The 15,537-nt window shown below is 65.2% G+C and carries 11 protein-coding genes; 8 read left to right on the top strand and 3 right to left on the bottom strand.

From position 1 onward, the window contains the following. Window positions 1-113: 113 nt before the first annotated feature. On the top strand, window positions 114-1,514 hold the full coding sequence (locus C2L71_RS00880; RefSeq protein WP_103263900.1) for an ABC transporter substrate-binding protein: 1,401 nt from the start codon (window positions 114-116) through the stop codon (window positions 1,512-1,514). Next, entirely contained in the window at window positions 1,514-3,769 is a 2,256-nt protein-coding gene (locus C2L71_RS00885; protein WP_103263901.1) for a bifunctional diguanylate cyclase/phosphodiesterase, read from the top strand. The genes C2L71_RS00880 and C2L71_RS00885 overlap by 1 nt, the downstream gene beginning before the upstream one ends. 20 nt (window positions 3,770-3,789) lie before the next feature. On the opposite strand, the gene C2L71_RS12385 is transcribed toward C2L71_RS00885, so the two are convergent. After that, window positions 3,790-3,918: a hypothetical protein gene (locus C2L71_RS12385; protein ID WP_275664933.1), complete on the bottom strand. Its 129-nt coding sequence runs from the start codon at window positions 3,916-3,918 to the stop codon at window positions 3,790-3,792. A 233-nt stretch (window positions 3,919-4,151) separates the two neighbouring features. Between C2L71_RS12385 and C2L71_RS00890 the strand changes: the two genes are divergently transcribed. Beyond that, a complete protein-coding gene (locus C2L71_RS00890; RefSeq protein ID WP_103263902.1) occupies window positions 4,152-4,940 on the top strand; it encodes a TlyA family RNA methyltransferase in 789 nt (262 codons plus the stop codon). Here the strand turns inward: C2L71_RS00890 and C2L71_RS00895 are convergent. Then, a complete protein-coding gene (locus C2L71_RS00895; protein ID WP_103263903.1) occupies window positions 4,921-6,285 on the bottom strand; it encodes a PFL family protein in 1,365 nt (454 codons plus the stop codon). The genes C2L71_RS00890 and C2L71_RS00895 overlap by 20 nt on opposite strands. Before the next feature lie 253 nt (window positions 6,286-6,538). Between C2L71_RS00895 and C2L71_RS00900 the strand changes: the two genes are divergently transcribed. Together C2L71_RS00900 and C2L71_RS00905 are read left to right on the top strand one after the other, a co-directional pair. Beyond that, the gene (locus C2L71_RS00900; protein ID WP_103263904.1) at window positions 6,539-7,177 is read left to right on the top strand and encodes a TetR/AcrR family transcriptional regulator; all 639 of its coding nucleotides are present in this window, start codon (window positions 6,539-6,541) and stop codon (window positions 7,175-7,177) included. A 60-nt stretch (window positions 7,178-7,237) separates the two neighbouring features. Continuing rightward, window positions 7,238-11,935 (top strand): 2-hydroxyacyl-CoA dehydratase, encoded by a 4,698-nt coding sequence (locus tag C2L71_RS00905; protein ID WP_103264234.1) that lies wholly within the window; start codon window positions 7,238-7,240, stop codon window positions 11,933-11,935. A gap of 62 nt (window positions 11,936-11,997) precedes the next feature. On the opposite strand, the gene C2L71_RS00910 is transcribed toward C2L71_RS00905, so the two are convergent. After that, complete coding sequence (locus C2L71_RS00910; RefSeq protein ID WP_103263905.1) at window positions 11,998-12,522, bottom strand: TetR/AcrR family transcriptional regulator; 525 nt, start codon at window positions 12,520-12,522, stop codon at window positions 11,998-12,000. 104 nt (window positions 12,523-12,626) lie between these two features. On the opposite strand from C2L71_RS00910, the gene C2L71_RS00915 reads away from it, so the two are divergent. From C2L71_RS00915 to C2L71_RS00925, 3 genes are all read left to right on the top strand, one after another. After that, window positions 12,627-13,385 (top strand): EFR1 family ferrodoxin, encoded by a 759-nt coding sequence (locus C2L71_RS00915; protein ID WP_103263906.1) that lies wholly within the window; start codon window positions 12,627-12,629, stop codon window positions 13,383-13,385. After that, window positions 13,382-14,164 carry a nitroreductase family protein gene (locus C2L71_RS00920; protein WP_103263907.1) on the top strand — a complete coding sequence of 261 codons (783 nt, stop codon included), beginning with the start codon at window positions 13,382-13,384 and terminating at the stop codon, window positions 14,162-14,164. Before C2L71_RS00915 ends, C2L71_RS00920 begins: the two co-directional genes overlap by 4 nt. A 190-nt stretch (window positions 14,165-14,354) precedes the next feature. Next, window positions 14,355-14,909 carry a glutathione peroxidase gene (locus C2L71_RS00925; protein WP_103263908.1) on the top strand — a complete coding sequence of 185 codons (555 nt, stop codon included), beginning with the start codon at window positions 14,355-14,357 and terminating at the stop codon, window positions 14,907-14,909. The last annotated feature ends 628 nt before the right edge of the window (window positions 14,910-15,537 follow it).

Raw genomic sequence — 15,537 nt, forward strand, 5'->3', positions numbered from 1 at the left:
CGAGGCTGGCGACGTTCAACTTTGACTCGAACCGACCCGGCTGTCGCGCGTGCGCAGTCGTGTTCTGCGTGCGCGGCGGGCTATTTTGCGCTACCATGTCAAGGAGATGCCGGATGGCGAAAGATGGGGATTTGGCGCATATACCAAGCAACGACCAGGGGATCTTGGCCTCGCAGGGGGCCTCTCTTCGTGCGGAAGTGCCCGCTGCGGCCGGGTCCGCCTCGCCGCTCACGCGCCGCCGCTTCCTGGCTATCTCGGCGATCGGCCTGGCGACAGTCTTCGCCCCCTTCGCGCTTCCCGGTTGCTCCACCAGCAAGAACATCGTCGTTGATGCGGCGGACGACGTGGAGGTCGACACCCGGCTCACGTTCTTCGGATTCAAGTACGAGTCGATCAACGTCATGACCATTGAGGACATCCTGCGCGATTACATGGACTGCCATCCGAACGTGTCCGTATCCTACGAGGGCATCAAGAGCCGGCCGTACTACGAGGCGCTCGTGAAGCGCCTGGATTCCGGCACTGGCGACGACGTGTTCATGATCGACCACGATACGGCGCTGTCGTTCGAGAAGAAGGGCTACCTGGCCGACCTGGCCGACCTGCCCTCCATCCCCGCGTTCAGCAAGCTTGCCTTGGACCAGATGGAGGCCGAGGGAGCCATCCTGTACGTGCCGACGTCCGTCTCGGCGTTCGGCCTGTACTGCAACACCGACCTGCTGGCCGCGCATGGCATCGAGGCGCCGCGCACGCTGGCGGAGTTCGAGCGCGCCTGCGATGCGTTCCTCGCCGACGGCGTCACGCCGCTCGTGGCGAACAACGACATCTCGCTCAAGACGCTCGCCATCGCACGGGGCATGGCGGAGGTGTACGCCGCCGACAACGTGCGTGAGCGTGTCGCCGCCCTGAGCGCCGATCCCGATGCGCTGGCCGCGCAGCTGCGCCCCGGTTTGGAGCTGGTGGAGCGGATCGTGGAGCGCGGCTACGTGGACGCGGGCACGGCCCTGGAAACGGAGAAGACCTCCGACGACCTGGACCAGTTCGCCACCGGCCGCTACCCGTTCATGCTCACGGGCGCTTGGGCCTCGGTGCGCGTGCACGATATGGCGCCGGACCTGGCGTACGAGGTGCATCCCTATCCGGTCCTCGAAGACCGGCCCGTGCTCGTGGTCAACGTCGACACACGGGTGAGCGTGAACGCGAACAGCGCCCATCTCGAAGAGGCCAAGGAGTTCGCGGCCTTCCTCACCCAGCCATCCGCCATCGAGCGCTTCGCGAACAGCCAGTGCTCGTTCAGCCCGCTGGAGGGCAACGCCGCCCCCGACGACGCCTCGCTGCTGCCGTTGTCCGGGGCGTTCGCCGCGGGCGCGGTCGTGGGCGCGGACGACAACATCCTGCTGCCCGTCTGGGGCGCGCTGCGCGAAAGCGTGGTGTCGCTGCTCGGGGGAGCGACGGCTGACCAAGCTGAGAACCAGCTGCGCGACCTGTTGGCCGAGGGGGAGGATGCGTCCTGATGAAGTCGCGGAAGACGCTCATCTCGATCCTCGTGGCGCTGGTGTCCGTGGCCGTGATCGCCGGTTCGGCGCTGTTCTCGCGCTTTGTGCAGGACTCGCTGTGGGAGAAGTCCGTGACGGACGTGCTGGAAGTGACGGCGCAGGGCCAGCATGCGCTGGACACGTACTTCGAGAAGGATCTGGACACGCTCGACCTGTTCGCCGCCGAATTGTCCGTGCAGCGTCACGATGACGAGGCCCGTCTGATCGAGAAGCTGGCGCTGTTCGGCATGGACGACGACGGAACGGTGTACGTCTGCGTCGACTTGGATACGGGCACGGTGCACCGCACGGACAACGCCAACGCGGCGAGGCTTACCGACGAGCAGATGGCCTCGACCGCCGCGGCCGACGATCGGGGCGTGCTGGAGCCGTTTTTGGACGAGCGCACGGGCGGCAACATGATCGGGGTGTACGAGCGCTTCACGTTCTCCGACGGCACGCCGGGCATCGTGCGCAAGGCCCGTCCACTCGGCGATGTGGAGGAGCGGTTCTCGCTGTCGTTCTATAACGACAGCGGCTTCTCATACGTGGTCAACGACGAAGGCGATGTGGTCATGCGATCGCAGCATCGCGATAGCAATCGCACGTTCGCCAACATCTACGACATCGTGGGCTTCGAGGGCAACGATCAGGCGGATGTGGAATCGTTCCGCACCGCGCTCAAGCAGAACGCACGCGGCGTGGCGCTGTTCTCGTACCGGGGAGAGGAGTACGTGTTCTGCTATTCGCCGCTGGAGGGCACGGACGGCTGGGACGTGGTGTCCATCATCCCGAACGACGTGATCATGGAACAGGCCAACGCCATCATCAACGCTACGCTGCTTCTGTGCCTGGTCATCATCGCGGGGTTGGGCGTCGTGCTGGCGGTGTACTGGCGTGGCAGCCGCGCGCATCGCAAGGAGATCGAGCATATGGCGTTCTACGACGGTCTCACGGGGTTGTTCAGCGCAGACAAGTTTGCGCTGGAGGGCGATGCGCGGCTGGCGGAGCGCACGAAGGCCGATGGCGCCGGCGGAGGCGCGGCGGGCGGCGTGGCCGCGGTGTGCATCGACATCGACAACTTCAAGCTCATCAACGATGTGGACGGCTACCTGCGCGGCGACGAGGTACTGCGGGAATTCGCCGCCATCCTGCGCGACGAAGCGGGGAAGGACGGCATCGCGGCGCGCCTATCTGCAGACTATTTCCTGTTGCTGCTGCCGTACGCGCGCCGCGAGGACGCGCTGAACGCATGCAAGCGCATAGCTGAGCGGGCGCGCACCATCATGGGCAACGGCAAGCCGCTTGCCCTGCATGTCGGCCTGTGCTGTTCGGAGGACGCGCCCGATGCACGCGACGTCACCGAACTCATGGACCGTGCGCGGATCGCCCAGACGGAGGCACGCAAGCAAGGCGCCACCCCGTGCGCCTACAGCAAGCCCATGCGCGACGCGCTGCTGCGCCGGGCCGACCTGGAGCGCACGATGGAGGGCGCGCTGGAGCAGGGCGAGTTCTTCCACCTCGTGCAGCCGAAGTACGACGTGACGGGTACGCGCGTGCTGGGCGGAGAGGCGCTCGTGCGCTGGAGCCGTCCCGACGAAGGCATCGTGGGGCCCGACGAGTTCATCCCGCTGTTCGAGCAGAACGGGTTCATCCTGCGGCTCGACGAGTTCGTGTTCGAGAGCGTATGCCGCAACCTGCGCGCACGCTTGGACGCCGGGCTGCCCGTGGTGCCGATCTCGGTGAACGTGTCCCGCCTGCACCTGCACCGCCCCGACTTCCTGTCCACGTACGTGCGCATCAAGGACGAGCACGGCATCCCCGACGGGCTATGCGAGCTGGAGCTGACGGAGAGCATCGTCATCGAGGACCTGCACGGCATGTTCGACATCATGGAGGGCATGCGCCGTGCCGGGTTCCGCTGCGCTATCGACGACTTTGGCTCGGGCCAGTCGTCGCTTAACGTGCTGAAGGACCTGCCTGCCGACGTGCTGAAGCTCGATCGCGACTTCCTGCTGGAGGGATCACTTCCCGGCACGGAGGAAACGGTGGTGCGCACGGTCATCACCATGGCCAAGGAGCTGCGCATGGACACGGTCATGGAGGGCGTGGAAACGCCGAAGCAGCTGGCGTTCCTGCGCACGACGGCGTGCGACATGGTGCAGGGCTTCGTGTTCTCGCGTCCCGTGCCTCCCGAGGAGTTCTATCGGCTGCTGGACGAGAACGCGGAATGAGCGCGATCGGGGCGGACTGGCTACCACGGGCATGTGATGTGCCAGCCGTTTTCCGTGACGTCAACGAACAACAGCACGAACATGAAGAGCGCCGTCGCGATGCAGATAAGCACGGCAAGAATCGTTGCAATACAATCGACAGCATCCATCGGACCATCCTTTCTCGTCGTCGTCGATCTTAGATACGAGGCGATAAATACGGTGTAAGAAGCGGTCGCATCCCCTTAAAAACGTGTTAAGGCGGTTGGGGTGCGCCTGCGCTGCTGCATCGATGGAGGCGGGTTTGCGACCGTTGAGACGATGGGGACCTCGTCTTCTGCCTGGCGTTCTGACGCCTGCATTGCTCGAAACAGCGAGCGGCCAACATTGCTATACTGAGGTCATGAAGAAAATCAGACTTGACACGTTGCTCGTGGAGCGCGGCTATTTCGCCGATGAGGAGGAGGCGCTTCGCGCGGTGCTTGCGCACGAGGTGAAGGTGGACGGTGTGTACGCAACAAGTGCGGCGGTGCGCGTGGCTCCAGACGCCGATGTGGAGGTGAAGAACCGTCGGCGCTTCGTCTCGCGCGGAGGGCGCAAGCTACAGGGAGCGCTCGACGCTTTCGCGCAGGACGTGCAAGGTCTACGCTGCATCGACATCGGATCCTCCACCGGCGGCTTCACCGATTGCCTCTTGCAGGCAGGCGCGGCGAGCGTTGCATGCGTCGACGTGAACTACGGGCAGCTTGCCTGGAAACTGCGCCAAGACGCGCGCGTGGCGGTGTTCGAGCGCACGAACATCAAGCTAGCAGACCCGGTCGAGCTCGGCGCGCCGTTTGACGTGCTCGTGGCCGATCTGAGCTTCATCGGCCTCGCGGCGCTCGCGCCCGTGTTTGCGCGGCTATCGCGTGTGGGCAGCGTGTTCATCGGTCTGGTGAAGCCGCAGTTCGAGTCGCGTCCCGACGAAACGGAGCACGGAGTGGTCCGCGACGAAGCCGTGCGCGCCCGCACGGTCGAGGAGGTGCGCATGGCGCTCGAGGCCGCGGGCTTCGAGCCGACCGGCGTGGCGGAGTCGCCCATCACCGGGCCCGAGGGCAACGTGGAGTACCTCGTGCGCGCCGTGTACGAAGGAGCCGAAAGCCCCGCTGCGCGTTGGCCGGATGGCGCGCCTTCTAGTTCTTCAGCGAGTTGATGGGGGCCGGCATACGGCCGCCGCGATGGGCGAACACCGTGCCGGCATGGCCGTTCACGGGCATGACGGGCGCGTAGCCCAGAAGGCCGCCGAAGTCCAGCTTGTCGCCCACCTGCTTGCCGATGGCGGGGATGATGCGCACGGCGGTGGTCTTGTTGTTGATCATGCCGATGGCGCATTCGTCGGTGATAATGCCGAAGATGGTTTCCACGCTCGTGTCGCCGGGCACGGCGATCATGTCGAGGCCCACCGAGCACACGCAGGTCATAGCCTCGAGCTTCTCCAGCGAGAGAGCGCCGTCCTCGGCCGCGCGGATCATGCCGGCGTCCTCGGACACGGGAATGAACGCGCCGGACAGGCCGCCGACGGACGATGATGCCATGACGCCGCCCTTCTTCACCGCGTCGTTGAGCATGGCGAGCGCGGCCGTGGTGCCGGGGCCGCCGCACTGTCCCACGCCGATGGCCTCGATGATCTCGGCCACCGAGTCGCCCTCGGCCGGGGTGGGCGCCAGCGATAGGTCGAGGATGCCCTGCTGCACGCCGAGGCGCCTGGACGCCTCGCGGGCCATGAGCTCGCCGGCGCGGGTAATTTTGAACGCGGTGGCCTTGATAGCCTCGGCAACCGACGTGATGTCGGCGTCTTTCGGCAGGTCGGCCAGCACGGCTCGCACCACGCCGGGGCCCGACACGCCCACGTTCACGACTGCGTCAGCCTCGCCCGAGCCGTGGAATGCACCGGCCATGAAGGGGTTGTCTTCCACGGCGTTGCAGAACACTACGAGCTTGCCCGCACCGATGCATTGACGATCGGCCGTGGCCTCGGCCGTCTTTTTCACGATACCCGCCATCTTGAAGGCGGCGTCCATATTGATGCCTGCGCGCGTGGATCCTACATTCACGCTCGAGCATACGCGCTCGGTGGCGGACAACGCGTTGGGAATGGACTCCATGAGCTTGAGGTCGGCCGCCGACGCGCCCTTCTGCACGAGCGCAGAATAACCGCCCACGAAGTCGACGCCCACTTCTTTGCCGGCCTTGTCCATGGCAACGGCGATGCGTGCGAGATCCGCGTCGGGCGTGGCCGCGCAAATTTCGGCGATGGGCGTGACGGAGATGCGCTTGTTCACGATAGGGATGCCGAACTCGCGCTCAAGCTGCTCGGCCGTGGGGACAAGCTTCTCTGCGGCGGTCGCCATGCGATCGTACACTTTGCGCGCCATGGTGTTGACGTCGGTGTCCGTGCAACCTCGCAGGTTCAGCCCGAGCGTGATGGTCCGGATGTCAAGGTGCTGCTTGCTCACCATCGCAAGCGTTTCGGCGATCTCTGCCGGTGTAATCTGCATGGCGGTGTGTCTCCCTCTCGACGCTGGTCGTAGTCCACCAGCATAGCAAATCGCATGCGGGATGCGCACGCGGTTCTGCGGTTTTCGACGTTTTTCCGTTCGATGGCGACAAGGTGTCCCCGCAGGCCATTCTGCGAGTTGCCGATACGCCTATTGCCTGGTACACTGCCACTAATGAACAATGTGTTCAATATTGATCGGAATGTTCAAAAGGGGCCAGCGCATCGGCGGTGGCCGACAGGAAAGAGGCTGCATGGCGACCGTCGTCGCGCAACAGAACGCTGTCGCGTCGATCTGCGAAGATCGTCGTATCACCCGCTCGAAGCGCGCTCTGCGTGACGCGCTGATCAAGCTCATGGAGGAGCGAGGCTTCGAAGGCTTCAGCGTGAACGACCTGTGCGCTCGCGCCGACCTCAACCGCGGCACGTTCTACAATCATTTCAGCGACAAGGAATCGCTGTTGGCTGCGCTCGAAGACGAGATCATGGCCGATCTTGAGCGTTTTCAAGGTCAGATGGCGGAACTCACCGTGCACAGCCTTATGACGTACCGGGCGCGCAAGAAGCCGCTGCCGTTCCTCGTGGAGCTGTTCGAGTACCTGCGCGAGCAAGGCGACTTCCTGCACGCGGTGCTCGGCCCCGGCGGCGACGTGCGCTTCGGGCCGCGCTTGCGCGACTCCATCTGCACGAACCTGGTACAGTCCATCCTGCACGAGCGTTACCGCAACGATCCCTCGCCGTTCGTCGGCTACTACGTGGCGTTCTTCGCTTCGGCGTACCTGGGCGTGATCGAGCGGTGGATCGAGACGGGCATGCAGGAGAGTTCGGAGGAGATGGCGTTGATCGCCATGCGGCTGTTCTTCATCAAGCCGGGCGAATCGATCAAACTGTAAGCAGGGGAGAAGGCAATGGAAACGACCAACGACAAAGAACAGAACGCGAAGGAGAACGTCATGGCGAACGTGCCTGAGAATCCCCTGCATATAGGCATCGACGTGGGTTCCACCACGGTCAAGCTGGCTATCCTCGACGAGGCCAACGAGGTGAAATTCTCGGTGTATCGTCGCCACCACGCCGACGTGCGCGCCACCATCGTGGAAGTGCTCTCGGAGGCTGCAGCCGACTTCGGCGACAAGCGCATGACCATCGCCATCACGGGCTCGGGCGGCCTGCTGCTTGCGCAGTGGCTGGGCATCGAGTTCGTGCAGGAGGTCATCGCCAGCAAGACGGCGGTGGAAACGTTCATCCCCGCCACCGACGTGGCCATCGAGCTGGGCGGCGAGGATGCGAAGATCATCTACTTCGACCAGGGCATCGAGCAGCGCATGAACGGCACGTGCGCCGGCGGTACCGGCGCGTTCATTGACCAGATGGCCGCCCTGTTGAACACCGATGCGGGCGGCCTGAACGTGCTCGCGCAGGATGCGCAGACCATCTACCCCATCGCCAGCCGCTGCGGCGTGTTCGCCAAGACCGACGTGCAACCCCTCATCAACGAAGGTGCGCGCAAGGAGGACATCGCCGCATCCATCTTCCAGTCCGTGGTCACGCAGACCATCAGCGGCCTGGCGTGCGGCCGCCCCATCCGCGGCCACGTGGCGTTCCTCGGTGGCCCGCTGCAATACCTTCCCGAGCTGCGCAAGCGCTTCTATGAAACACTCAATCTGGACGACGAGCATATCATCGTTCCCGACAACGCCCATCTGTTCGTGGCCGGCGGCTGCGCCATCGCGGGCGCGGCCAGCGAGACGGTGAAGGCCGAGCTTTTGGACGACGTGCTCGATCGCCTGAAGAACCTCGGCGACATCCAGGGCTCCGAAGTGGTGCGCCTGCCCCCGCTGTTCGCCAGCGAGGACGAGTACGCCCAGTTCAAGAGCCGCCATGACGGCGAATGCGTGCGTCGCGGCAACCTCATGGACTACGAGGGCACGGCCTACCTCGGCATCGACGCCGGCTCCACCACGTTCAAGGCCGCGCTCATCGGCGAGGACGGCGCGCTTCTGTGGTCGCACTACGCCAGCAACAAGGGCGACGTGCTGGGCTGCGCCCGCACGGCGCTTTCCAACCTGTACAACGAGATGCCGGTGGACGCCGACACGGGCGAGCCGCTCGTGCGCATCGGCCACGCCACGGTGACGGGCTACGGCGAGCACCTGCTGCTGGAGGCGCTGCGCGTGGACTCCGGCGAGATCGAGACGGTGGCGCATCTGCGCGGCGCGCAGGAGATGCTGCCGGGCGTCGAGTTCATCCTCGACATCGGCGGCCAGGACATGAAGTGCCTGCGCGTCAAGGACGGCGTCATCGACCACATCATGCTCAACGAGGCGTGCAGTTCGGGTTGCGGCAGCTTCATCGAGAGCTTCGCCACGGGCCTCAACCTGGACGTGGCCGAGTTCGCGGATACCGCCGTGCGCGCCGAGCGCCCCGTCGACTTGGGCAGCCGCTGCACCGTGTTCATGAACAGCCGCGTGAAGCAGGCGCAGAAGGAAGGCGCCACCGTAGGCGACATCGCCGCGGGCCTTGCCATCTCCGTCATCAAGAACGCGCTGTTCAAGGTCATCAAGATTCGCGACCCGCACGACGTGGGCACGAAGGTCATCGTGCAGGGCGGCACGTTCCTGAACGACGCCGTGCTGCGCGCGTTCGAGCAGCTGTCCGAGGTCCAGGCCGTGCGCCCCGACATCGCCGGCAACATGGGCGCGTTCGGCGCCGCGCTGCTCGCGCGCGACCGCTATCACTCCGCCGTGGCGCTCGAGGCGCGCAAGGCCGAGGCGGGAGCGGCGTGGAGCTCCGAGAACGACGAGCTGGCCGCGCCCGTCGCCGTGTGCTCGACCCTGCTCACGCTCGAGCAGCTGGCGGAGCTGTCGCCCACGCACAAGACCGTGCGCTGCAAGGCGTGCTCGAACCACTGCCTGCTCACCGTCAACGACTTCGGCGTGGACGAGACCACGGGCAAGCATCGCCGCTTCATCACGGGCAACCGTTGCGAGAAGGGCGCGGGCACGCTCGACGAGAGCAAGAACGTGCCGAACCTCTACGAATACAAGAGCAGCCGCCTGTTCGACTACGAGCCCCTCGCGCCCGAGAACGCCCCGCGCGGCAGCGTGGGCATCCCGCGCGCGCTCAACCAGTACGAGAACTACCCGTTCTGGTTCACGTTCTTCACGAAGCTCGGCTGGCGCGTGGTGCTGTCCGACCCGTCCACGAAGAAGACCTACGAGGCGGGCATCGAGTCCATGCCGTCCGAATCGGTGTGCTATCCGGCGAAGCTCAGCCACGGTCACATCATGAATCTGCTGGACAAGGCCCCCGACTTCATCTGGTTCCCGTGCAGCAAGTGGGAGCGCCAGGAGGACGAGGGTGCGGGCAACCACTTCAACTGCCCCATCGTGGCCAGCTACCCCGAGGCGCTGCGCCTCAACATCGACGAGCTGCGCACGTCCGACGTGAAGCTGCTCACCCCGTGGCTGCCCTACGACCAGAAGGAGCACCTCAAGAAGCGCCTGTTCGTGGAGCTGGTCGAGGCGCACCCCGAGCTCATGGGCTCGGCCGCAGCTCCCACGCAGGTCGAGGTGGACGCTGCCGTGGAAGCCGCATGGGCCGAGGACGAGGCCTTCAAGCGCGACATCCGCGCGAAGGGCGAGGAGACGCTCGCTTGGATGGAGGCCACGGGCACGCACGGCATCGTGCTGGCGGGCCGCCCCTACCATAACGACCCGGAGATCAACCACGCCATCCCCGAACTCTTGACCAGCTTCGGCTTGGCCGTGCTCACCGAGGACTCCATCGCGCACCTCGGCACGCTCGAGCGCCCCATCCGCCTCGTGGACCAGTGGATGTACCACACCCGCCTGTACGCGGCGGCGAAGGTGGCCACCGAGCGAGCCGACCTCGACCTCATCCAGCTCAACAGCTTCGGCTGCGGCCTCGATGCGCTGACCACCGACCAGGTGCAGGAGATCCTCGAGGCGGCCGGCAAGGTGTACACCGTGCTCAAGATCGACGAGGTGTCGAACCTGGGCGCGGCGCGCATCCGCGTGCGCTCGCTGCTGGCGGCGCTCAAGGACCAGGCCGACGAGAAGGCCGACGCCGAGCGCATGCCGCGCGGCTGCCCCGCCGTCAGCTTCGACCCCGACACGTTCGAGTTCACGCCCGAAGCGGCCATCGACGCGAAGACGGGCCAGACGGAAGCTGCCATTGCGGCGAAGCTGACCGGCGCCACCCCCGAGACGTTCACCCAGAAGGCCGCGCCCGAGGTTGCCGAGCGCTTCCGCCAGCGCGAAGGCGCCACCACCGAGTTCCCGCGCGCGGTGTTCACGCAGGAGATGAAGGACGAAGGCTACACGATCCTCTGCCCGCAGATGGCGCCCATCCACTTCGACCTGCTCGTGGACATCTTCAAGCGCAACGGCTACAACTTTGAGCTGCTGCCGTCGGTGGACCACGGCGCGGTCGACGCGGGCCTCAAGTACGTGAACAACGACATCTGCTACCCGTCCATCCTGGTCACCGGCCAGATCATGGAGGCGGTCATGTCGGGTCGCTACGACACCGACAAGCTGGCCGTCATCATCACGCAGACGGGCGGCGGCTGCCGCGCCACGAACTACATCTCGCTCATCCGCAAGGCGCTGGCGGCCGTGGGCCTGCCGCACATACCCGTGATCGCCCTGTCGTTCAAGGACCTCGGCGAGGAGAACCCGGGCTTCAAGGTGACGCCCGCCATGCTGCTGCAGGCGGCCTACGCCATCTTCTACGGCGACCTGCTCATGATGGCGCTGTACCGCACGCGTCCCTACGAGGTGGAGGCGGGCAGCGCGAACCGCCTGTTCGACCACTGGATGGCAACGTGCAAGGCGCAGCTGCGCCGAGGGCTCAAGCGCCGCGAGTTCAAGGACACGGTGCGCCGCATCGTGGAGGACTTCGACACGCTGCCGCTGGCCGGCGAGGGCACGAAGCCGCGCGTGGGCGTGGTGGGCGAGATCCTCGTGAAGTTCCACCCGACGGCGAACAACCAGATCGTCGACGTCATCGAGCGCGAGGGCTGCGAGGCCGTGGTTCCGGGTTTGGCCGAGTTCTTCCTGTTCGGCATCGCGGGCGGCATCTTCCAGAAGGATCCGCTCGGGCGCTCGGCGAAGGGCGCGGTGGGTTCGCGCATCGGCCTGTGGGCCATCGCGAAGCTGCGCGCTCCCGTCACGAAGGCGCTCGAGGCTTCGAGTCGCTTCGAGCCGCCTGCCGACATCTACGAGCTGGCCGCGTACGCCAGCGAGATCCTGTCGCTGTGCAACTCGATGGGCGAGGGATGGCTGCTGACGGCCGAGATGGTGGAGCTCATCCGCACCGGCGCGCCGAACGTGGTGTGCACCCAGCCGTTCGCGTGCTTGCCGAACCACGTGGTGGGCAAGGCCGTCATCAAGGAGCTGCGCCGCCGCTACCCCGACAGCAACATCGTGGCGGTGGACTACGACCCCGGCGCGTCCGAGGTGAACCAGCTCAACCGCATCAAGCTGATGATCTCGGTGGCGAAGGCGAACCTGGCCGACAAGGAGGCCGAGGCGAAGAAGACGCGCGATCGGTTCGTGAACGCTGGGCGACCCCACGCTGTCCAAGAGAAAGCCGGCGAGCTGGAGATCGAGACGAAGCGAGCGTAGGGAGCGCTTGCGCGCCAAGAACCTCCGATGCGAGGAGGCCGAGACGCTGAAACGGATCTCGGTTAGAGCTTCTCGCCGTTCGCCATGCGGGCGAACGCCTCAGCCATGACGTCGGGGGGCTCGGGCATGCCGGCTTCGAGCCAGCAGAGCAGTACGTTGTAGAACGCGCCGGCGCTGAAGTACAGCTCGTAGCGCGAAAGCGAGCTCGCCGGCATGTCGCCTCGGGCCTCGATCTCGCAATCGGTGATGAGGTCGAGCAGCGACGTACCCGCCTTCGCGTGGTGGAACGCCAACACGAGATCGGCGTGCTCCTGGTAGAAGCGGAACTCGAACTCGAGGCGCGCGCGGCTGTCGAAGTCTCCGTCGGGCATATCCTCGTGGTAGCGCTGTGTCACCTGCTCGATGCCGTACTCGACCACTTCCTCGACCGATGAGAAGTTGCGGTAGAACGATGCACGGGCGACGCCCGCTTGCTCGACCAGCTCGGTGACGGTCACCTTCGACCAGTCCTTGCGTCCGGCGAATTCGATCAATGCGGCCAGCAGCTGGTCTCTCACTCGCTGGTTTTCCTGCCTTCTCTTGTCCATGAGACAGATCACCTCGTTTTGTCTCCGGTGCGCGGATTGACGCATCGGCATACCTGATACAAAATGTATCACATCAGATGATACCATTGTAACGGGAGACGTCCATGATCTTGTATTTCAGCGGCACCGGAAACAGCCAATGGGCGGCGCTGCGGTTGGCCGAAGCGCTCGGCGACGACGTCGTCTCCATCAACCGCTCTATGAAGGAAGGGGCGGCGGAGGCGTGCAGTTCGGAACAGCCGCTCGTGTTCGTCGTGCCGACGTATGCGTGGCGCATGCCCCGCGTGGTCGATCGGTGGATCCGCAGCGCGCGCTTCGAGGGCAGTCGCGATGCGTATTTTGTGCTCACGTGCGCGGGGAGCTGCGGGAATGCCGCGGCGTACGCGCGCAAGCTGTGCTCGAGCGTCGGGCTGCGCTTCCGCGGGCTCGCTCCGGTCGTCATGCCCGAGAACTACCTGGCGCTCTACGACACACCCGATGCCGAGGCGTGTCGCGCCATCGTCGAGCGCGCCGAGCCGCGCGTGGCCGAGCTGGCTGCCCTCGTCGGCGAAGGCAAGCCGTTTCCTGATCGCCCTGTGGATTTGCGCGATCGGTTCCGCAGCGGGCCGGTGAACGTCGCGTTCTACCCGGCGCTCGTGCACGATGCGAAGTTCGCCGCCTCGGATGCGTGCATCGCGTGCGGTCGATGCGTCGAGCGCTGTCCGCTTGGCAATATCGCGCTGGCCGACGGCAAACTCGCGTGGCACGGCTCGTGCACGCATTGCATGGCCTGCATCGCTGGGTGTCCGACCGGCGCCATCGAGTACGGGCCGAAGACGCACGATCGCCATCGCCACGATCTGTGGACGGAGGAGCTCGCATGAGGTATGAGCACGATGTGATGATCGACGCGGCGCGGTGCATCGGGTGCGGCCTGTGCGAGGGGGATTGCCCCGCAGCAGCCCTTGCGGTCGAGGATGGGAGGGCGCGCGTGATCGCCCGGGATTGCATCCTCTGCGGGCACTGCGTCGCAATCTGCCCGAAGGGGGCCGTGTCCCTGAGCGGCTTCAAGGAGGGGCCGCGCGAGTTGACTGCGGGCGCGCCGCCTACGCTCGATGCGGAGCAGCTGCTCGAGGCTGTCGGGGCGCGCCGCAGCATACGCCGGTTCACCGACGAGCCTGTGGCGAATGAGGTTATCGAGCGCATCATCGAGGCGGGACGCTTGACGCCCACCGCCAAGAACGCGCAAGACGTGTCGTACGTGGTGCTGCGCGACGACATCGCGCGGTTCGAAGCGTGGGCGGTTCGTCTGTTCAGGCGCGTATTCCCCCTCGTGAAACTCGCGAACTCGATGGCGCGCCGCACGAGCTTCGACGACCGGTTCTTCTTCAAAGGCGCGCCTGCAGCCATCGTCGTGATCGCGCGCAGCGACATCGACGGCGCCCTGGCGGCATCCAACATGGAGCTTATGGCGCAGGCGTGCGGTCTGGGCGTGCTATACAGCGGCTACTTCGCAACGGCCGCGGCCATGTCGCGCACGCTGCGTCGCGAGCTGGGGCTGCTGCGCGGCGAGAAGGTGGTCACGGCCCTGGTCATCGGCCACCCTGCCGTGCGCTACCGCCGCACCGCTCCGAAGGAGGAAGCTGCGGTGCGCTGGAGGTAGAAAAGCGCCGCAGCTAGCCGACGGAGCCGTGCATTCGATGAAACGGTCTCAGCGCGTTGCGGAGAAAAGCACCCGAGCAGCTCGTTCGCAAAACGTATGCGACCGTTCCGCAAAATGTTATCTATTAAGTATCATATTGCGGTATCATGGGATCATCAACAACGAACGACTCCTCTTGAAAGAAGGACCCATGGCTTCCAGCATCTACGATTTCACCGTCAAGGACCAGCAGGGCGAGGACGTCTCGCTCGCCGACTACCGTGGCCGCGTGCTGCTCATGGTGAATACCGCCACCGAGTGCGGCTTCACGCCCACGTATGCTCAACTCGAGGAGCTGTACCGTGCGTTTCACGATCGCGGGTTCGACGTCCTCGATTTCCCGTGCGACCAGTTCGGCCACCAAGCGCCGGGCACGGACGAGGAGATCGCGGCGTTCTGCACGTCCCGCTTCGGCGTGACGTTTCCCCAGTTCGCGAAAATCGAGGTCAACGGCGAAGGCGCCGACCCGCTGTTCGCCTACCTGCAGCAGCAGAAGGGGTTCGAGGGCTTCGACGAGAGCCACGATCTGACGCAAGTGCTCGAGGATCTGCTAGCGGGGGCCGATCCCGATTATGCGAGTAAGCCCGACATCAAGTGGAACTTCACGAAGTTTCTCGTCGATCGCGACGGCAACGTCGTCCGCCGCTTCGAGCCCACGACCAGCATTCCCGACGCCGTCGCGTCGGCGGTGGAGGAGCTGCTGTAACGTTGCGCATGCAAACGGGAAGCCTCGTCCGCCGCATCGATTCCGATGCGGCGGCTTTTTTACATCCGGAAGCTTCGCATTGGGCGTTTGTCCGAATAAGCTCGCAGGTATCGGGGCGTCAAAGCCAAGACATTTCCGGTTTGTGGCCGTTTTTGGCGGAAATTCGCGCAAACGGGAGCCTTTGGATCGATCCCTGGCGATACCATCGGTTGAGGTTTCGGTGTTTCCCCAGATCGGCTCGCAGTACCGGATATTGTGTGCCGAAGAAACCCTGAAAGGCGGCGAATTTCCGTCAAAAACGGCCAAAAGTTGCAAGATCGGTGGCGCATAAAAACGGTACTGGGGGTTCATGTCCGCGACGCGCGGGGGAAGAATTGCTCGCAGACGTTGCGGGCGAACCCCTCGACCCCTCCCAAACCCTACGACAACCTCGACCGGCTTTGCATCGCCGGAGTCTAGCGCGACGGCGCGAGCGGCGAGTCTGCCCAAGACGACCGCAAGAGCGCGTTCGCGGCAAAGGAACGGTTGACGAGCGGCTACTGTTCCTCCACGGTGCCGCCCGGTTCGGGGAAAGGGCCCGAGGGACGGTCGTTCAGGGGGAGTGAAGGGGAGTTTTCTCCTTCGCGTG

The sequence above is a fragment of the Enteroscipio rubneri genome (assembly GCF_002899715.1).
Classification (GTDB): Bacteria; Actinomycetota; Coriobacteriia; order Coriobacteriales; family Eggerthellaceae; genus Enteroscipio; species Enteroscipio rubneri.